The following is a 15854-nucleotide window of genomic DNA, read 5'->3' as shown; positions in this document are numbered from 1 at the left end:
GCTTCCTCCCTTGTCTGGACTTATTTGTACTACAGCACGGCCAGGATAGGCGCGCTGACAGACGCAATGGTGCCGTCGGTGACGGTGATGGCGATGCCGTCGCCAGGCTTGTCATAGAAGCGGGCGTTGAGGGCGACGTCGTTGACGAAGATTGTGGCGATGTCGTCGTCGACGATGAGACGGACATTGACGGTTTCGCCGGCGGTGAGGTCGATGGGGCGCTCAAGCCCGATGTTCATGGTCTGGAACCACGGGTATTCGGGGCTCTTGTGGAACTCCATGCGCTTCTGACCCAAGTCGACGCGGTACTCAAAGGCAACGCCAGTTTCGGCGTTCTCATGCAACTTGATGGAGAAGCCGCCGGTACCTGGGGTAAAGGTGAAAGAGGTCTCGAGGCAGTAGGTCTCGGATCCCGGGTTGGCAGAAAAGACGTGCTCCTCTTTGGCGGAGGTGCCGGTGAGTTCGAAGGGCTCGAGCTTCTCGCCCTCGCCAAACGCAGCGCGCAGACTGTCGGGGACCTTGGTACCCAGGGTGCCGTCCTCGCGCTGGACAATCTCAAGTGGCATGAAGGTGCCGGCCCACAGGTAAGGTGCGCCGTCGTTTGCCTCCGAGCGCGTGGGGACCCAGCCAAAGAGTACACGACGCTCGCCGTCGAAGGCGGTGCGGGCAGCATAGTACGCGCGGCCGTCAAAGGCATCGTCGACCGGGGTAATCCACGGGCCGTTAATGCTCTTGGACATGCGGTAGCGGGTCTTGTTGCCATCGCTGTACTCAGAGAACACCAGGTACCACCAGTCACCCATCTTGAAGAGGTCGGGCATTTCAAACATGGTGTAGAGGTTAGGTGCCCACCAGTCGCCCTGGAACTCCCAAGTTTCGAGGTCCTTGGAGGTGAACTTTACGATGCGCCCGGTTTGGCATGCCTTGTCCTGCCCGATGCGCGAACCCAGGATCAGCATGTATTCCTCGGCATCCTCGTCCCAGAGGACGTAGGGGTCGCGCCAGTTGCGGACGTCGTAGCCCTCCTGCGGGGGAAGGAGCGTTTCGGTGATGTTCTTCTCCCAGTGCACGGCATCGGTGCTTGTGGCGTGCAAGAGCACCTGCTGGCCGGTGCCAGCGTAAACCTTGTCGCGGTTGCAGCCGGTGTAAAGCGCGTGGTAGGTCTCGCCGATCTTGAAGACCGTGCCAGCGTAAACGTACTGGTCGACCTCATCGTCGGTGCCGCGGACGAGGCTCTCGCCAAAGTCCTCGTACGTGGCAAAGTCACTGGTGGTAGCCAGGGCCCAGCCAAACGGTTCACCCATCACGACGCCACCTTTGCGCGTATCGCGCTGGTGATACAGGTAGAAGGTGCCGTCCTCTGCGTAGGGCATGATGTCGCCCACCCAGACGCCTTCAGGCTGGTAGTAGAGCTTGTACATAGTTGGGTCTCCTCACCATGTTGAGTATGTCAATCGTTTTCATATATTAAACGTATGACATACAAACGCAAGAGGATTTATGCAAACGTATGACATATTTCGGTGAACGGTAAAAAGTGCAGGTAGATTGTATGTGAGAAAAAGGTGAGAAATGGGAAGGGTCCTGCGTTTGAGTAGGGTTTGGGAGTGCGAGTTGCAGGGTGGTGCCTGCGTTTGAGCGAGGTTTAGGCGGTGGTGCCTTCGCGGAGCGTGACGGGCAGGTCGAGACGATCCTCGCTGCGCTTGCCGTCGATGAGGTCGATCATGGCCGTGGCAGCCGTCTGAGCGATGAGGTCGATGGGCTGGCAGACTGTGGTGAGCTCAGGCAAAAAGGTGAGGGTCTGGCGCGCGCCATCAACACCCACCACACGGATGTCCTCTGGAACGCGAACACCACGCGTATGGAGGACGCCCAGGCAGATTGCCGCCATGGAGTCGTCACCCGCAAAGATACCGTCGATGCCGGGATGCTCGTCGAGTACGGCGGCAACGGCTGCGGCTTTCTCCTCCGTCGACTTGACGAATTCAATCTCGCAGACGAGCGGATCAAGCTCTGCTTCGAGCATGACCTGCAGGTATGCGTCGGCGCGCTTGTTGCCGGGCATGCGCATGCGGCTGTTGCTGCGGATGCATAGGATACGGCGACAGCCATCATCGAGCAGACGGCGCGTGGCGAGCTCGCCGATACGCGCGTTGTTGCTGGCGATCTGCACGGCGTCTTTGCCGAGGTCGCAGTCGATGCCCACGAGCGCCATGCCAGGGCCCATGTACTCACGGATCTCGGGGTTGAGGGAACTCACGATAATGCCGTCGACCATATTGCGGCGCAGCATGTCGACGTAACTGCGCTCGAGGTCGGGGCGGTTGCCGCTGTTACAGAGCATCAGCTTGAAGCCGTTGTCGGCCAAGGTACGCTCAACGACCTGGACAAGCTGCCCGTGGAAGGGGTTGCTCACAAAGGGAACGATAACGCCGATGAGGTTGAGACGGCCGTTGAGCATAGCGCGGGCGACGTCGTTGGGTGTGTAGCCGATCTGCTCCATAGCACGGTGGACGTTGTCGCGCGTTTGCTGGCTGATGTAGCCGCGGTTGTTGAGCACGCGTGACACGGTGGTGGGCGAAACCCCTGCCACGGCGGCAACTTCCTTGATGCTGGGCTTCGCCGCGTTCTGCGTTTTGTCCGTGCGCGCCATTCGGGTGCTCCTCCTGTTGTTTCACATATCCTTACAGTATACTACCCCGCTTTTTCGTGCGGTCAAATTGTAGGTCAGTCACAAAACCTGTGTGATTTGGGGTTCCGCACGTACCTCTTCCTGCTCCCGTCGATGATCTTGAGGAAGAAGTACTCGTCGTCCGTCTCGAACAGCCCAGACCCGCGCTGAGGACCCTCCCCTCGGCTGCCTCGGCGTCCTTGCGCTCGAGCGTCGCCAGGCTCGACGTGAGGATGTCCTGGAAGAGCCGGCGGACGTCGCTCAGGCATGGGCCTTCGTGACCTGCACCTACCAGACGAGCAACTCCTGAATCGTCGTCTACGTCACATACTCAGCTGACAACAGAATTTAGTGTCCAAAACGATGTACACCGACAATGTTTTTCGCGCAGATAATGATCGGTGGTTAAAACGCTGGTAGATATCAAATCTATTGGTGAGATAATGGCCTTAGATTGCAAATGGAGAAAGGTAGGGGCGATGGGCTTCTTCGATAAAGGCTTCGACCCAATAAAAGAGGCACAGAAAACTGCGGCCGCTGCAGGAAAAGGAATCGCAAGCGCTGCCGAGCAGGCATCGAATGCTGCTCAAGGCGCCGCCGATCAGACGGGACAGGCCATCGGGGACATTGCAGGCAAGGCAAAGGGTGCTGTTCAGAGCATTGGAGATGCAATCGGGAACGGCCCAGAGCCGAAGAGCTTCAAATACAACACTGAATTTGTCGACGAGCAAAACGTTGTCGCATCGGTCCAATCCCAAAATCCAGCTCCGGAACATATGGCGAAAATGCTCGGCGATGTGGCTGAAGAAGCCGTTAATGCCGCAAGCGCTGCGGCCGCCGGTGCTCAAGGCACCGTCGTCGCCGTCGCAGGTAAAGCAGGGAAAATCGCCGATGGGGTCAAGCAAGGCGTCGAGAATGCAAGGGCAAAAGAACCGGATGAGTACGAGCTCGCCGTCATCGACTACAACCAAACTTACACCGATCTGGAATCGGGAGGAATCGAGCTCTACCAGTCTAGGCTGAGAAGCATCGACCTGCTGGACCTCATTACCGACTTGGTGAACTCGATCGCGAACACGCCGAAGTCGTTCGTGGAGGATATCAAGGAGGTATCCCACAAGAAGCGAAGCTTCAAGGAGTCGGAGGCCTTCGCTCGCGAAGAGCTGAACTCAGCACGGAAATCGGCGGCCGGCGCCGGCGCCGGCGTCGCGGCGGGTATGGCCGTTGCCAGCATCGCCCCATCCGCCGCTATGTGGGTTGCCACAACTTTCGGCACCGCCTCCACGGGCGCCGCAATCTCTACTCTGTCAGGCGCTGCCGCAACAAACGCAGCAATGGCCTGGCTCGGCGGAGGCGCATTGGCTGCCGGAGGCGGCGGAATGGCCGCCGGCAGTGCTTTCCTAGCAATGGCCGGCCCCATCGGATGGGGTGTCGCGGGCGCCACGTTGCTGACCTCCATCGCGCTCTTCGTGAAAAAGCAACACAAGATCGCCAGGGAAAAGCACGAGGAGCTCTTGTCGGTAAAGCGGAACACCGAGGCTCTTAGGGAGACGTCTGCAGCAATCGAAGCGCTCAGGACAAAAACCGATGCCCTTCGTGAAGATCTGTCCATGTCCTTTGTGTCCTCATGTCGTCTGCATGGCGCCGACTACCTCTCCATTTCCGACGACGAGAAACTGGTTCTGGGTTCCTTGGTAAACAACGCGAAGTCCCTGAGCAGCCTCATCGTCGAGAGGGTTTCCACCCGGAACGGTGAATAATCATGAAAGCAGAAAAGGTAGCCAAGAGCTCCCAGGAGCAGGCCATCGCCGCATGGATCGGCCTAATCAACCAGATGAGAATCGACGACCTTATCGAGAATCTCAACCGCCAAGATCAGAACCTCGATTCCGCAATGGAGTCCATGAACTGGGCGCTCGGGAAGATCGAGGACCTCGTCGTTGCGAACAGGGGCGGCAACTGGGGTGTCCATGGCTTCATCGCCGAGGTGGCCGAATGCGGATTGGAGAACGCGCAGAGCCTCCTCCATGGTGATAAATCGGTAATGGAATGGGTGAACGACAACGGGCCCGCCGACCTTTTGCGCAACGGTGTCGAGATACAGGTCAAATTCACGAACGCCGGTGGCAAGTTCTCCCTGGACGCAGTGGCCGCCCATTTACAGAAGTACCCCGATTTCCTCGACAAAGGCGGCGTCTATCAAATCCCGAAGGACCATCTCGACGCTGTGCGCACCCTATATGAGATGCCCAAGGAGGAAGCGGCCAAGCTGGTCTCCTCGACCGGCGGTCCGTCTTACTCAAATTGGAAGAGCATCCATGAGTTCTTCGACTCGAGCGGGTTCAGCATCGATGACCTAGAGGCCTCCAAGTTCGAGTACTCGGAGGTCCAGAAGAACGCTATCGCCGACAAGATGGCCAAGGAGAAAAGCAGGCTCGCAAATGAGAGCGAGCGGATAAAGAAGGACATCTACGAGGAACACAAGCCGACGCTCCAAGAGGGTGCGAAGGCCGCTGCGGCTGGTGCCGTTCTGGAAGCGGGAACGGCATTCGCGCTTTCAGTGAAGCGCCATCTAGGGAACGGGAAACGTATCGGCGACTTAACCCAGAATGACTGGAAGGAAATCGCCAAAGATTCCGGCATGGGACTAGTCAAGGGCGGAGTTCGCGGCGGAGCTATTTACGGACTGAACAACTACACAGCCACGCCCTCATCTGTCGCAAGCGCGCTAGTCACGGCATCTTTCGGCGTCGCCGACTGCACTTACAGGTTCCGCAGCGGCGAACTTACAGAGATTGAGTTCATAGAAAACTCCGAAATCGCATGTCTTGATGCGTCCGTGAGCGCGTTCTCGAGCTTCGTGGGCCAGGCCGTCATTCCGGTCCCCATTCTGGGCGCCCTTGTCGGCAACGCCGTGGGCACGACCGTGTACGAATTGGGAAAGGACTTCTATAGCAAACGAGAGGCTGAGCTGCTCGCGCACTATGCTCAGGAGCTGAACGCCCTCGATACAGAGCTCGATTGCGAATACGCCGCATGTATCAACAGTCTTCGTGAGAATATGAGCGCATACATCAGTCTCCTCGGAAAGGCTTTCTCCCCGAATTCCGCCATGGCTTTTTCCGGCTCCGTTGAACTGGCGGTAAGCCTTAACGTTCCGGATAGCGAAATTCTGCACACGCGCGAAGAAGTCGATGATTTCTTCCTAAATTAAAATCATCCAGGTTAGAGGAACAACGGCCAAGCGATACTTAATCACTCGGCCATTTGCCGTCTAGAACGGATGAATCTCCCGTACTGCCATCATACTCACAACAGCGAATACTTACCTAGGCAGACAAACAGCCGTCGTCTACATGACCCACTTGAACACGGCGCGGAACAGCCAGACGAAAAGCCCAGCGTGACCTTAAGATCCGCCATGAGGAACCTACCAAGCCTCTGCTCGTCGACGTCACCCCATTCTTCCTTGACCTCGTGGACACCCCCCCTCGGCGACCTCTTCCTTCTCTTCCGCGAGCAGCCTCGCCAGCTCGTCTGGCACACCCGGGACCTCCTCCCTCCCCAGTACGCGCTGCAGGTCCCTTATCTGCGACTTCAACGGTTTTGAGGGAGAGCCTACGTGTTCGCGGTAGCAGACGCCGATCGCTGCCGAGTCGCTGGCGCACGCCGACCAGCTGGAGCTACTCGACGTCGAGGGCATCCTGGCTCTGAGGTCGATAAGCGAGAGATGCGCCGAACGCATCCTGGAGGCGCAGAACGAGGTCCTCTACGCCGAGGAACGAACCAAGGCCAAACCCCACGAATAGCGAGGAACGAAGCCCGAGTCGGAAGCTGCTCTTTGACTCCGATTGAGGGATTGATCTACCGCCCGTCCTCGTATTGAACCTAGACGGCCGATGTTCCTCGCATTCCCAGTGCCGCCCCGTGCCGCCGCGTTATAATGCTACAAACGCATTTGTATTGCATTTCGAGCGATGGGAGCGCAGATGCCCGATAGCTACAAGAAGCTCATTCAGAGCAATCCCGACGAGACCGAGATCAGGAGCTTCCTGGTGGACGGCGACCAGGTCTCCGTGACCTTGCGCATCCCTGACACTCTACGCGACGCGGCCAAGGAAGAGGCGGCCCTGCGGGGCATGAGCTTCTCCGCCTTCGTGCGCACGTGCATGATCGAAGAGCTCGCGAAGAAGGGGGCATAGAGGCGTGAAGTCGCTAAACAACGTCGGCGCCGAGCGCCTGGGAGACGCCCTCGGCGAATCCATCGACGACGGCGCGAAGCTGTCGATAATCAGCTCGTATTTCACCGTGTTCGCCTACGGAGAGCTCAAGGAGGAGCTCTCCAAGGTCGACGAGGTGCGCTTCCTGTTCAGCGAGCCCACCTTCGTCAAGCGCATGGCCGACTCGAAGGAGCCACGCGAGTTCGAGGTCGCCCGCCGTGCGCGCGAGGTCGGCGTCGGCGGCTCGGGGCTCGAGCTCACGCTGCGCAACAACCTCAACCAGCGCGCGCTCGCCCGCGAATGCGCCGAGTGGATCCGCGAGAAGGGCGTATTCAAATCCGCCAAGGCGTCCGGCACCATTCAGCCGGGCGGCACGTACGTGGTGGAGAACCCCTCCGGCGACGACCACGCCTTCATGGGCGCCACCGCGAACTTCACGCAGGAGGGCCTCGGCTACGAGCGCCGCCCGGGAACCGTCACCTGCGTGAGCCATTTCGAGAATGCCACCGAGGCCGTCGGCCTCAAGATGATGTTCGAGTCGGTCTGGGACAACCCCGCGATGGTCGAGGAGGTCACCGCGCAGGTGGCCGCCCAGGTCGAGACGCTCTACCGCGAGAACCCGCCCGAGTTCATCTATTTCCTGACCCTGTACCACCTGTTCCGCGACTTCATGGAGGACGACGAGGACAACGGCATCCGCCCCGGCCTCAAGTTCGAGGAGTCCGTGGTCTGGAACAAACTCTACGACTTCCAGAAGGACGCCGTCGTGGGCGCTATCCGCAAGCTGGAGAAGTACAAGGGCTGCATCATCGCCGACTCGGTGGGCTTGGGCAAGACCTACGAGGCGCTCGCCGTCATGAAGTACTACCAGGAGCGCAACGACCGCATCCTCGTACTGTGCCCGAAGCGCCTGCGGGACAACTGGACCCTGTGGACCCAGGACAACGACGACCGAAACCCGTTGGCCGACGACCGCTTCAGCTACACGGTGCTCAACCACACCGACCTGTCGCGCTACCACGGCATGAGCGGCGAGGTAGACCTCGAGCACCTGCGATGGGGCCACTTCGACCTCCTTGTCATCGACGAGAGCCACAACTTCAGGAACAAGAGCACCGACGCGGACAAGACCGACCGCTACACGCGCCTCATCGAGGACGTCATCAAGTCGGGCCAGCGCACGAAGGTGCTCATGATCTCGGCCACCCCGGTGAACAACCGCCTGCTCGACCTGCGCAACCAGATCGAGCTCATCACCGAGGGAGACGACGCGTACCTCGCCGAGACCGACGGCATCCCGTCGATCACCCACGTGACGCGCGTCGCCCAGCAGAGATTCAACGAGTGGAGCAAGCTCTCCGACTCAGAGCGCACGACCGAGAGCTTTGTGAACGCGGTGAACGCCGACTACTTCAAGCTGCTCGACGTGCTGACCATCGCGCGCAGCCGCAAGCACATCACGAAGTACTACGGCGCCGCGAGCGGGACATTCCCGGCACGCCGTGCGCCCCTGTCGTTCCAGACGCCCATCGACCTCGACGGCGAGCTGCCGCCGATAGCCGAGCTCAACGACATGATCGCCCAGCTCACGTTCGCCCAGTACCAGGTGCTCTCCTACGTGCGCGCCGACCAGCGCCGCAAGTACGAGGACCGCTACGGGGACACGTGGGGCAAGGACTTCGAGAGCCAAGTCCACCGCACGACGGCGGTGGCAAACCTCATGCGCATCAACGTCCTCAAGCGCATAGAGTCCTCCGTGAACAGCTTCCGCATCACGCTCGAGCGCATCCTGCGCACGTGCGAGGACATGCTCGCGCGCCTCGACAATGTCGGCGCGTCGGTTTCTTACGATTCAACGGGTTGGGACGGCCAATTCGACGACGATGATGACGCTGAGGAGTTCGTATCCGGCGGAAAGGTCCAGGTGGACCTGCGCGACGTGGACCCGCTGCGCTTGCGCGAGGACCTGGAGTACGACATCGCCAAGCTGGAGCAGCTCCTGGGATACGCCGAACTGGTTACCCCAGAGCGCGACGCGAAGCTCGCACAGCTTAAGAGTTTCGTCGAGGAGAAGGTGCGCCAGCCATACAACGCCGGCAACAGAAAGATCCTCGTGTTCACCGCGTTTACCGACACCGCCGACTACCTGTTCGCGCAGCTCGCTGGCCCCCTGAAGAAGGAGCTCGGGCTCGAGTGCGCAGAGGTGACCGGCGATGGCAGCAGGATCCATTCGCTGAAGCTGCGTCAGACCACCTTCGAGAGGGTGCTTGGCCATTTCTCTCCGAAGTCCAAGGAGCTCTCTGAGAGTGAGAGGGCGCTCGGCGAGATCGACATCGTATTCGCCACTGACTGCATCTCCGAAGGCCAGAACCTCCAGGACTGCGACTGCCTGGTGAACTACGACATCCATTGGAATCCCATGCGCATCATCCAGCGCTTCGGCCGCATTGACCGCCTAGGTTCCGAAAACGACCAGATTCAACTGGTAAACTTCTGGCCCGATATCGCTCTGGATGAGTATATCCAGCTCGAGGGTCGCGTGAAAGGCCGCATGGTCCTCATGGACGCTTCAGCAACTGGTGAGGAGAACGTGCTGGAGGCCAAGGCGAACTCCGAGATGAACGACCTGATGTACCGCCGCAAGCAGCTCGAGCAGCTGCAAAACGAGGTGCTGGACCTGGAGGACATCTCCGGCGGCATCTCCATCACTGACTTCGCCTTCGACGATTTCCGCGTGGAGCTCCAACGATACGCCAAGGAGCACCCTGGCCTGCTCGAAGGCTCTCCTCAGGGATTGCACGCCGTGGCGCGCATCCCGGACGAGCTTGCGGGCGAGGTGGAGCCTGGCGTGGTCTTCTGTCTGAAGCAGAACGACGAGACCCGTGACCCGAAGGACACCAACCCGACGTTCCCATACTACGTTTCCTATGTCACGGATTCTGGCATTGTGAAGAGCAAGCATACTAACCCCAAGGTTGCCCTAGATATCATGAGGGCGGCTTGTTCGGGGCAGGCGGAACCGATTTTCGAGCTCTGCTGCTCGTTCAACGAGAAGACGAAGGACGGTCAGAACATGGGCCGCTACACCGATCTGCTGGATGACGTGGTTGATGAGATCACGGGAGTGCAGGAGAGCAAGGGCATGGACAGCCTGTTCACCCTGGGCGAAGTCGGAAGCTCCGGAAGCCTTTCGTTCGACGACTACTCGCTGGTGAGCTTCGTGGCGATTCGATGAGCATGCGCATGAACGACATATTCAAGCTTCCCGAGAAGGCATTGGCAGGCAACAGGCGCATCCCGAAGACGAAGCTCGTGGAGCAGGCGGCGCTCACGAGGCATGAGCAGAAGGTCCTGGACAAGGTGAAGAGGCTGGAGCACTGCGCGACAGTGCAGAAGTCCACCGCCAGGATGCTTCCGCGCGTGGACGACGAGCACGACATCCAGGGCATCATCTTCCTGAGGTGCAAGATGGCCGGGACCTCGGAGGCATACGCCGAGGTGGGGAGGCTGCTGCACAAGTGCTTCCCGAACCCTACGGTCATCCTCTTCGACGGTGGGGCTTCATGTTGCATATCGGCGTCGGTCACCAGGAAGAGCCATGCCGAGCGGGGCGCCACCGTCATTGAGCTCATTGAGTCCAGCGGCGCCTTCGGGCGCGATGACCGGGGTTATGCGGGCTTCCTGGATGCGCTGGCATTCGCCAAACTGAGCCAGGAGGATCTGCTCAGGTACCTGGAGGCAATCGTCTGGAACATCAGGCTCTCCAGGACGGTACCGGCCCTGGGCTTCTTCCCGAGCTGTCCCGAGGTCTCGCGCCAAAGGCTCATCGAAGCCGTCGGTAGGCACGATTCCCTGAGAGTGTCAATCAAGGACATCGAGGAGAAGAGGCGTGAAAAGGACATTTCGCTCAATGACGCGGCGAAGCTGCGCATGGAGCTCAAGAAGATAAAGAAGGAATGCGACTCGGTCGCCCAAGAGATAAAGGAGATCTGCAATGGATGAAATCAAGGAAATGGACCTCGAGTCCAAAGACCTGGTGGCCGAACGCATCGAACAGATGAAGGCGCTGTTCCCGGAGATCGCCACTGAGGGCGACGGAAGCATCGACTTCGAGAAGCTGCGTCTGATTCTCGGCGACGAGATTGATGAGGGCGATGAGCGCTATGCGTTCACCTGGCCAGGCAAGACTGACGCCATCAGGCAGGCACAGACGGTTTCGAGCGCCACGCTGCGCCCTTGCCCCGAGGAGAGCGTGGACTGGGATACCACCCAGAACCTCTACATCGAAGGCGACAATCTCGAGGTGCTGAAGCTTTTGCAGCGCGGTTACCACGGCAAGGTCAAGATGATTTATATTGATCCGCCGTACAACACGGGCAAGGATTTTGTATACAAAGACAACTTTGGTGACTCGATCGAAAACTACCATTTGCAGACAAGCTCAACCGGGCAATCAAATGCTGAGTCAAGCGGGCGCTTCCATTCTGAGTGGTGCTCGATGATTTATCCGCGGCTTCGACTTGCGCGCGAGCTTCTTTGCGATGAGGGGTCTATTTTTATCAGTATCGGAGAGGAGGAAGTCTCCACTCTCAAGGCCATCTGCCTTGAGATATTTGGTGGCAGTAACTTTGTCGGCAATATCGTTTGGCAATCGCGAACATCCATTTCCAACGATGACGAGATTTCAAGCAATCACAACCATACTCTGGTTTTCTCAAAGAAACGCAGTGCTCTCGAGTTCGGCGGGGACGAAATCGATGACTCGGATTATTCCAATCCAGACAATGATCCGAGGGGTCCGTGGAAGTGTGTGCCTATTGACGCAAATCATGCTGGAGGAGACACCCAGTTCCCGATTCGCAATCCAAATACCGGCGTTGATTACTATCCCCCTAATGGGCGTAGTTGGGCCTACAATCGCGATACTGTTGCAGAACTTATGTCAGATAACAGGATAGCTTTCGGAACTACCGGGACATCAGCTCCAAAGCGCAAACTCTTTCTAAATGAAAGAAAAGCAAAAGGCGATACAAAAACGCCCAATTCAGTGCTCCTTGACGCCGGAACTACGAAAAATGGCACTGAAGAAATAATGAGCCTCCTTGGAGATAAGGTCTTTGATTTTCCGAAGCCCTCGTCCCTCATCGAGCGTTTGCTTGACTACGGCATGCATTCAGGAGATGGCGTTTTCTTAGACTTCTTTTCTGGTTCCGCATCGAGTTCTCATGCGGTCATCTCCAAGAACGCCAAAGATGGCGGCACTCGCACATTCATTGCCGTACAGCTTGACGAGAACCTCGACAAAGCAAAAGAAAAAGCTTCGATTGACGCTAGGAAGACTATCGAGCGAGCTTGTAAAATGCTTGGCTCTATTGGTAAACCTCATATTCTTACAGAAATCGGGAAAGAACGCATCCGTCGTGCCGGTAAGATGATCGCCGCCGAGGTCGAGGAAGCTAACCGACAGCTCAAACTCGGCGAGGAACCCAAGAAGGTGCCGGATATCGGCTTCCGCGTGCTCAAGCTCGACGAGTCGGGCATCGAGACGCCGAGGCCCGGCGAGCTCCTGCTCGACCGCGTGAAGCCTGAGCGCTCCGACGAGGACATCATCTTCGAGATGATGCTCAAGTGGGGTTTGGAGCTTACCTATCCCATCGAGAAGACTGAGATCGGCGGCTACCCCTGCTACTCCGTAGCGGGTGACGCGCTCATCTGCTGTATGTCGGAAGGCCTGACGGTTCAGGTTATTCAAGAGATCGCGGATATGGAGCCTGATCGCGTGCTCATGCTCGACTCTATTCTCGATGACACCCTCAAACTCAACGCACTCCAAATCTTCAAGCGCACTGAGGAGAAAACCCAGAAGAAGATCGACTTGAGGACGGTGTAGACATGCCATCCTTGGAATTCAAATACTCGTCTGACCAGCAGCACCAGGTCGATGCCATCAACGCCACCTGCGATTTGTTCCGCGGGCAGGAGTTCATGTCGTCCGAGTTCACCGCTGGCACCGTTGGCGGCCTGTTCGGCGATGCCATCGTCGTCGGCCACGCAAACAACCTCCGCGTCTCAGCTAGACAGCTTGAGGAGAACCTCCATGCCATCCAGGAGGAAAACAGCCTCCAGCGTACAAACGAGATGACGGATGGCCGCCTGCGTGACTTCACTATCGAGATGGAGACGGGTACCGGCAAGACCTACGTCTACATCCGCAGCATCTACGAGCTCAACAAACGCTATGGCCTTACGAAGTTCGTTATCGTGGTGCCTTCCATCGCCATTCGCGAAGGTGTGAAGAAATCCTTCGAGAGCACGAAAAAACACTTTGAGGGCCTCTACGACCACAGGCCGCTTGAGTTCTTCGTCTACGACTCGAAGGACATGGGCCCTGTTGGCAACTTTGCTACGTCCTCGGCTATTCAGGTGATGATCATCAACATCGGCGCCTTCAATAAGGAGATGGACTCCGACGAGAAGAAGGGCGTCACCAACATCTTCCATCGTCCGAGCGAGAGGCTCATCGGCGGACGCAGCCCGCAGGAGCTGGTAAGCTCGTGCAATCCCATCGTCATCATCGACGAACCGCAGAGCGTTGACAACACCGCAAAGGCCAAGAAGGCCATCAAGAGCCTGAACCCGCTGTTCGTGCTGCGCTATTCCGCGACGCACAAGGAGCCATACAACATGCTCTACAGCCTGGGCCCTGTGGACGCGTTCCAACGCAACCTAGTCAAGGGCATCGTTGTCGACTCCGTCATGAGCCAGGAGGACCTGAACGGCGCCTACGTGAAGCTCGAGTCAACAGAATACAAAGGCGGCTACAAAGCCAAGGTCACCATCGACGTGCGCCAGAAGGACGGCAGCCAGAAGCGCAAGGCCGTCACAGTGAAGACTGGCGATGACCTCTACATGAAGTCCGGCGAGAACACCGACTACGAGAGCGGCTGGGTGATCAGCAACATCGGCACCGAGGTCGGTAACCAGTTCATCGAGTTCACCAACGGTGAGTACCTGGAGCCCGACGACCCGGCGCTGGGCGACACCGCAGCGCTCGCAATCAAGGAGGCGCAGATTACCCGCACCATCGAGGATCATCTGGAGTGCCAGCTGAAGCTATACCCGCTCGGTATTAAGGTGCTGTCCCTGTTCTTCATCGACAAGGTGGAGAAGTACCGCCTCTACGCGCCGACCGTGCACAACGGCGAGTACGCCGAGATCTTCGAGCGCAAGTACCGCGAGCTCGCCTCCAGTGCCAAGTGGCAGCGCAGGTACGAGAAGGCCGGTGTGCCGCTGGCGACCGACCCCTCCAGCCTTCATCAGGGTTACTTCGCCAAGGATGGCAAGGGCAAGTTCAAGGACACGAAGGAGAGCGCCAGCAACGCCGCCGACACCAGCGCCTTCGAAGCCATCATGAAGGCGAAGGAGCGCCTGATTTCCTTCCCTGACGGCGAGGACGACGTCAGGGATATCCAGTTCATCTTCAGTCACTCCGCCCTGAAGGAGGGCTGGGACAACCCCAACGTATTCCAGATCTGTACGCTGGTGGAGACCAACGACTCGCTGACCAAGCGCCAGAAGATCGGCCGAGGCCTGCGCCTGCCCGTCAACCAGGACGGCGAGCGCTGCTACGACCCTGACATCAACGTGCTGACTGTCATCGCCAACGAGTCCTACAAGTCCTTTGCTGACGGTTTGCAGACCGAGTTCGAACGCGAGGGCTATCGCTTCGGCGTGCTCACCGCGGAGTCCTTCACCAAGCTCACTTTCAAGGCGGAGGACGGCTCCGAGGAGAGACTCGGCTTCGACCGCTCCAGGAAGGTCTACGACGCCTTGGCCGCAGATGGTCGAATTACTTCCAAGGGCGCCATCACGCCTGAGCTGAAGCTTGCGGCCGAGAAGGGCGAGGTCGAAATGCCCGAGGGCCTGGAGCAGGTGGCTCAGCAGGTCTGCGACGTCATTCTGCACAAGGCCCAGAAGCTGCAGATCAAGGACAAAGCGAAGCAGGTAGAGGTCGAGCTGCAGAAGGACGTTACGGCTGACCCTGCCTTCCAGCAGCTTTGGGAACGTATCCGCCAGACCACCCGTTTCGAGATGGACATCGACACCGACAAGCTTGTTGAGAAGGCTATTGAGGGCATCCAGTGCATGCCACGCATCAAGCCGCTCGAGGTCATGAGTACCCGCGCGGGCCTGAACATCGATGACACGGGCGTGGCCGCTAAGAAGAAAAAGAACCTGCTGGGTGAGGACACCGCCGATGATGACGTGGCGCACAGCGTGGTAACCACAGATGTCGCACGCGTATACGACCTGCCTGATCCAATAGCCGAGCTCCAAGACGCCGTGGGCCTGACCCGCAGGACCATCAAGCGCATCCTCGAGCAGTGCGGCCGCTTCAAGGAGTTCTCCATCGACCCGATGACGTTCCTCACGCAGGTAGCTGCCAAGATCGAGGCCGCGAAGAACGAGGTGGTCTCCCAGGGCATCAAGTACACGAAGCTCCCAGAGAGCGAGTGGTACACCATGGACATCCTGGCGGTTGAGGATCTTACTGCGTATCTCGACCAGAACGCCTGGGAGCCTTTGAGCGGTAAGAGCATCTATAACTACGTCGTGTACGATTCCTCAACCGTGGAGAAGCCGTACGCGTTGGCGCTTGACCAGTCCGAACAGGTGAAGGTGTTTGCAAAGCTCCCCGCTAAGTTCAAGATCGACACCCCACTGGGCAGTTACAACCCTGACTGGACGTACGTCGAAGAGGTGGACGGCAAGGAGCGCGTCTACTTCGTCATGGAGACCAAGGGCGGTGGCAACGGCACACCCAGCTTGCGTCCTGCCGAGAAAGCAAAAATCGACTGCGCTAGGAAGCATTTCGAGGCTTTGGTAATCGAGGATGTCATCTATGACGTTGAGACTACGTATCACTATGTAACCGCTTAGATGTCAGAGACTGAAAAGGTTTG

At 58.4% G+C, this 15854-nt stretch carries 9 protein-coding genes; 7 read left to right on the top strand and 2 right to left on the bottom strand.

Annotated elements, in window-relative coordinates:
• Positions 1–29: 29 nt before the first annotated feature.
• On the bottom strand, positions 30–1421 hold the full coding sequence (locus HMPREF1647_RS04795) for a glycoside hydrolase family 32 protein (protein WP_035432555.1): 1392 nt from the start codon (positions 1419–1421) through the stop codon (positions 30–32).
• 224 nt (positions 1422–1645) lie between these two features.
• The gene (locus HMPREF1647_RS04790) at positions 1646–2653 is read right to left on the bottom strand and encodes a LacI family DNA-binding transcriptional regulator (protein WP_035432553.1); all 1008 of its coding nucleotides are present in this window, start codon (positions 2651–2653) and stop codon (positions 1646–1648) included.
• 497 nt (positions 2654–3150) lie between these two features.
• Between HMPREF1647_RS04790 and HMPREF1647_RS04785 the strand changes: the two genes are divergently transcribed.
• The 7 genes from HMPREF1647_RS04785 (at position 3151) to HMPREF1647_RS04750 (ending at position 15831) form a co-directional block, all read left to right on the top strand.
• Positions 3151–4431, top strand: a complete 1281-nt coding sequence (locus tag HMPREF1647_RS04785; RefSeq protein ID WP_156095550.1) for a hypothetical protein — start codon at positions 3151–3153, stop codon at positions 4429–4431.
• Between the two features lie 2 nt (positions 4432–4433).
• On the top strand, positions 4434–5885 hold the full coding sequence (locus tag HMPREF1647_RS04780) for a hypothetical protein (RefSeq protein ID WP_035432551.1): 1452 nt from the start codon (positions 4434–4436) through the stop codon (positions 5883–5885).
• A 775-nt stretch (positions 5886–6660) separates the two neighbouring features.
• A complete protein-coding gene (locus tag HMPREF1647_RS04770; protein WP_262363811.1) occupies positions 6661–6873 on the top strand; it encodes a YlcI/YnfO family protein in 213 nt (70 codons plus the stop codon).
• 4 nt (positions 6874–6877) lie between these two features.
• The gene (locus tag HMPREF1647_RS04765) at positions 6878–10126 is read left to right on the top strand and encodes a helicase-related protein (RefSeq protein WP_035432546.1); all 3249 of its coding nucleotides are present in this window, start codon (positions 6878–6880) and stop codon (positions 10124–10126) included.
• An 8-nt stretch (positions 10127–10134) separates the two neighbouring features.
• Entirely contained in the window at positions 10135–10893 is a 759-nt protein-coding gene (locus HMPREF1647_RS04760; protein WP_262363810.1) for a DUF4391 domain-containing protein, read from the top strand.
• Complete coding sequence (locus HMPREF1647_RS04755; RefSeq protein WP_035432541.1) at positions 10886–12781, top strand: site-specific DNA-methyltransferase; 1896 nt, start codon at positions 10886–10888, stop codon at positions 12779–12781. Before HMPREF1647_RS04760 ends, HMPREF1647_RS04755 begins: the two co-directional genes overlap by 8 nt.
• 2 nt (positions 12782–12783) lie before the next feature.
• A complete protein-coding gene (locus tag HMPREF1647_RS04750; RefSeq protein ID WP_035432539.1) occupies positions 12784–15831 on the top strand; it encodes a restriction endonuclease in 3048 nt (1015 codons plus the stop codon).
• Positions 15832–15854 lie beyond the last annotated feature (23 nt).

The organism is Lancefieldella parvula DNF00906, assembly GCF_000758945.1.
Classification (GTDB): domain Bacteria; phylum Actinomycetota; class Coriobacteriia; order Coriobacteriales; family Atopobiaceae; genus Lancefieldella; species Lancefieldella parvula_C.
Note: the sequence above shows the minus strand (reverse complement) of the source record. Positions and strands in the feature narration are given on the sequence as shown.

Excerpts from the sequence above, each read along its gene's own strand:
- HMPREF1647_RS04795 (WP_035432555.1), bottom strand. The coding sequence starts at position 1,421 with ATGTACAAGCTCTACTACCAGCCTGAAGGCGTCTGGGTGGGCGACATC.
- HMPREF1647_RS04790 (WP_035432553.1), bottom strand. The coding sequence starts at position 2,653 with ATGGCGCGCACGGACAAAACGCAGAACGCGGCGAAGCCCAGCATCAAG.
- HMPREF1647_RS04785 (WP_156095550.1), top strand. The coding sequence starts at position 3,151 with ATGGGCTTCTTCGATAAAGGCTTCGACCCAATAAAAGAGGCACAGAAA.
- HMPREF1647_RS04780 (WP_035432551.1), top strand. The coding sequence starts at position 4,434 with ATGAAAGCAGAAAAGGTAGCCAAGAGCTCCCAGGAGCAGGCCATCGCC.
- HMPREF1647_RS04770 (WP_262363811.1), top strand. The coding sequence starts at position 6,661 with ATGCCCGATAGCTACAAGAAGCTCATTCAGAGCAATCCCGACGAGACC.
- HMPREF1647_RS04760 (WP_262363810.1), top strand. The coding sequence starts at position 10,135 with ATGAACGACATATTCAAGCTTCCCGAGAAGGCATTGGCAGGCAACAGG.
- HMPREF1647_RS04755 (WP_035432541.1), top strand. The coding sequence starts at position 10,886 with ATGGATGAAATCAAGGAAATGGACCTCGAGTCCAAAGACCTGGTGGCC.
- HMPREF1647_RS04750 (WP_035432539.1), top strand. The coding sequence starts at position 12,784 with ATGCCATCCTTGGAATTCAAATACTCGTCTGACCAGCAGCACCAGGTC.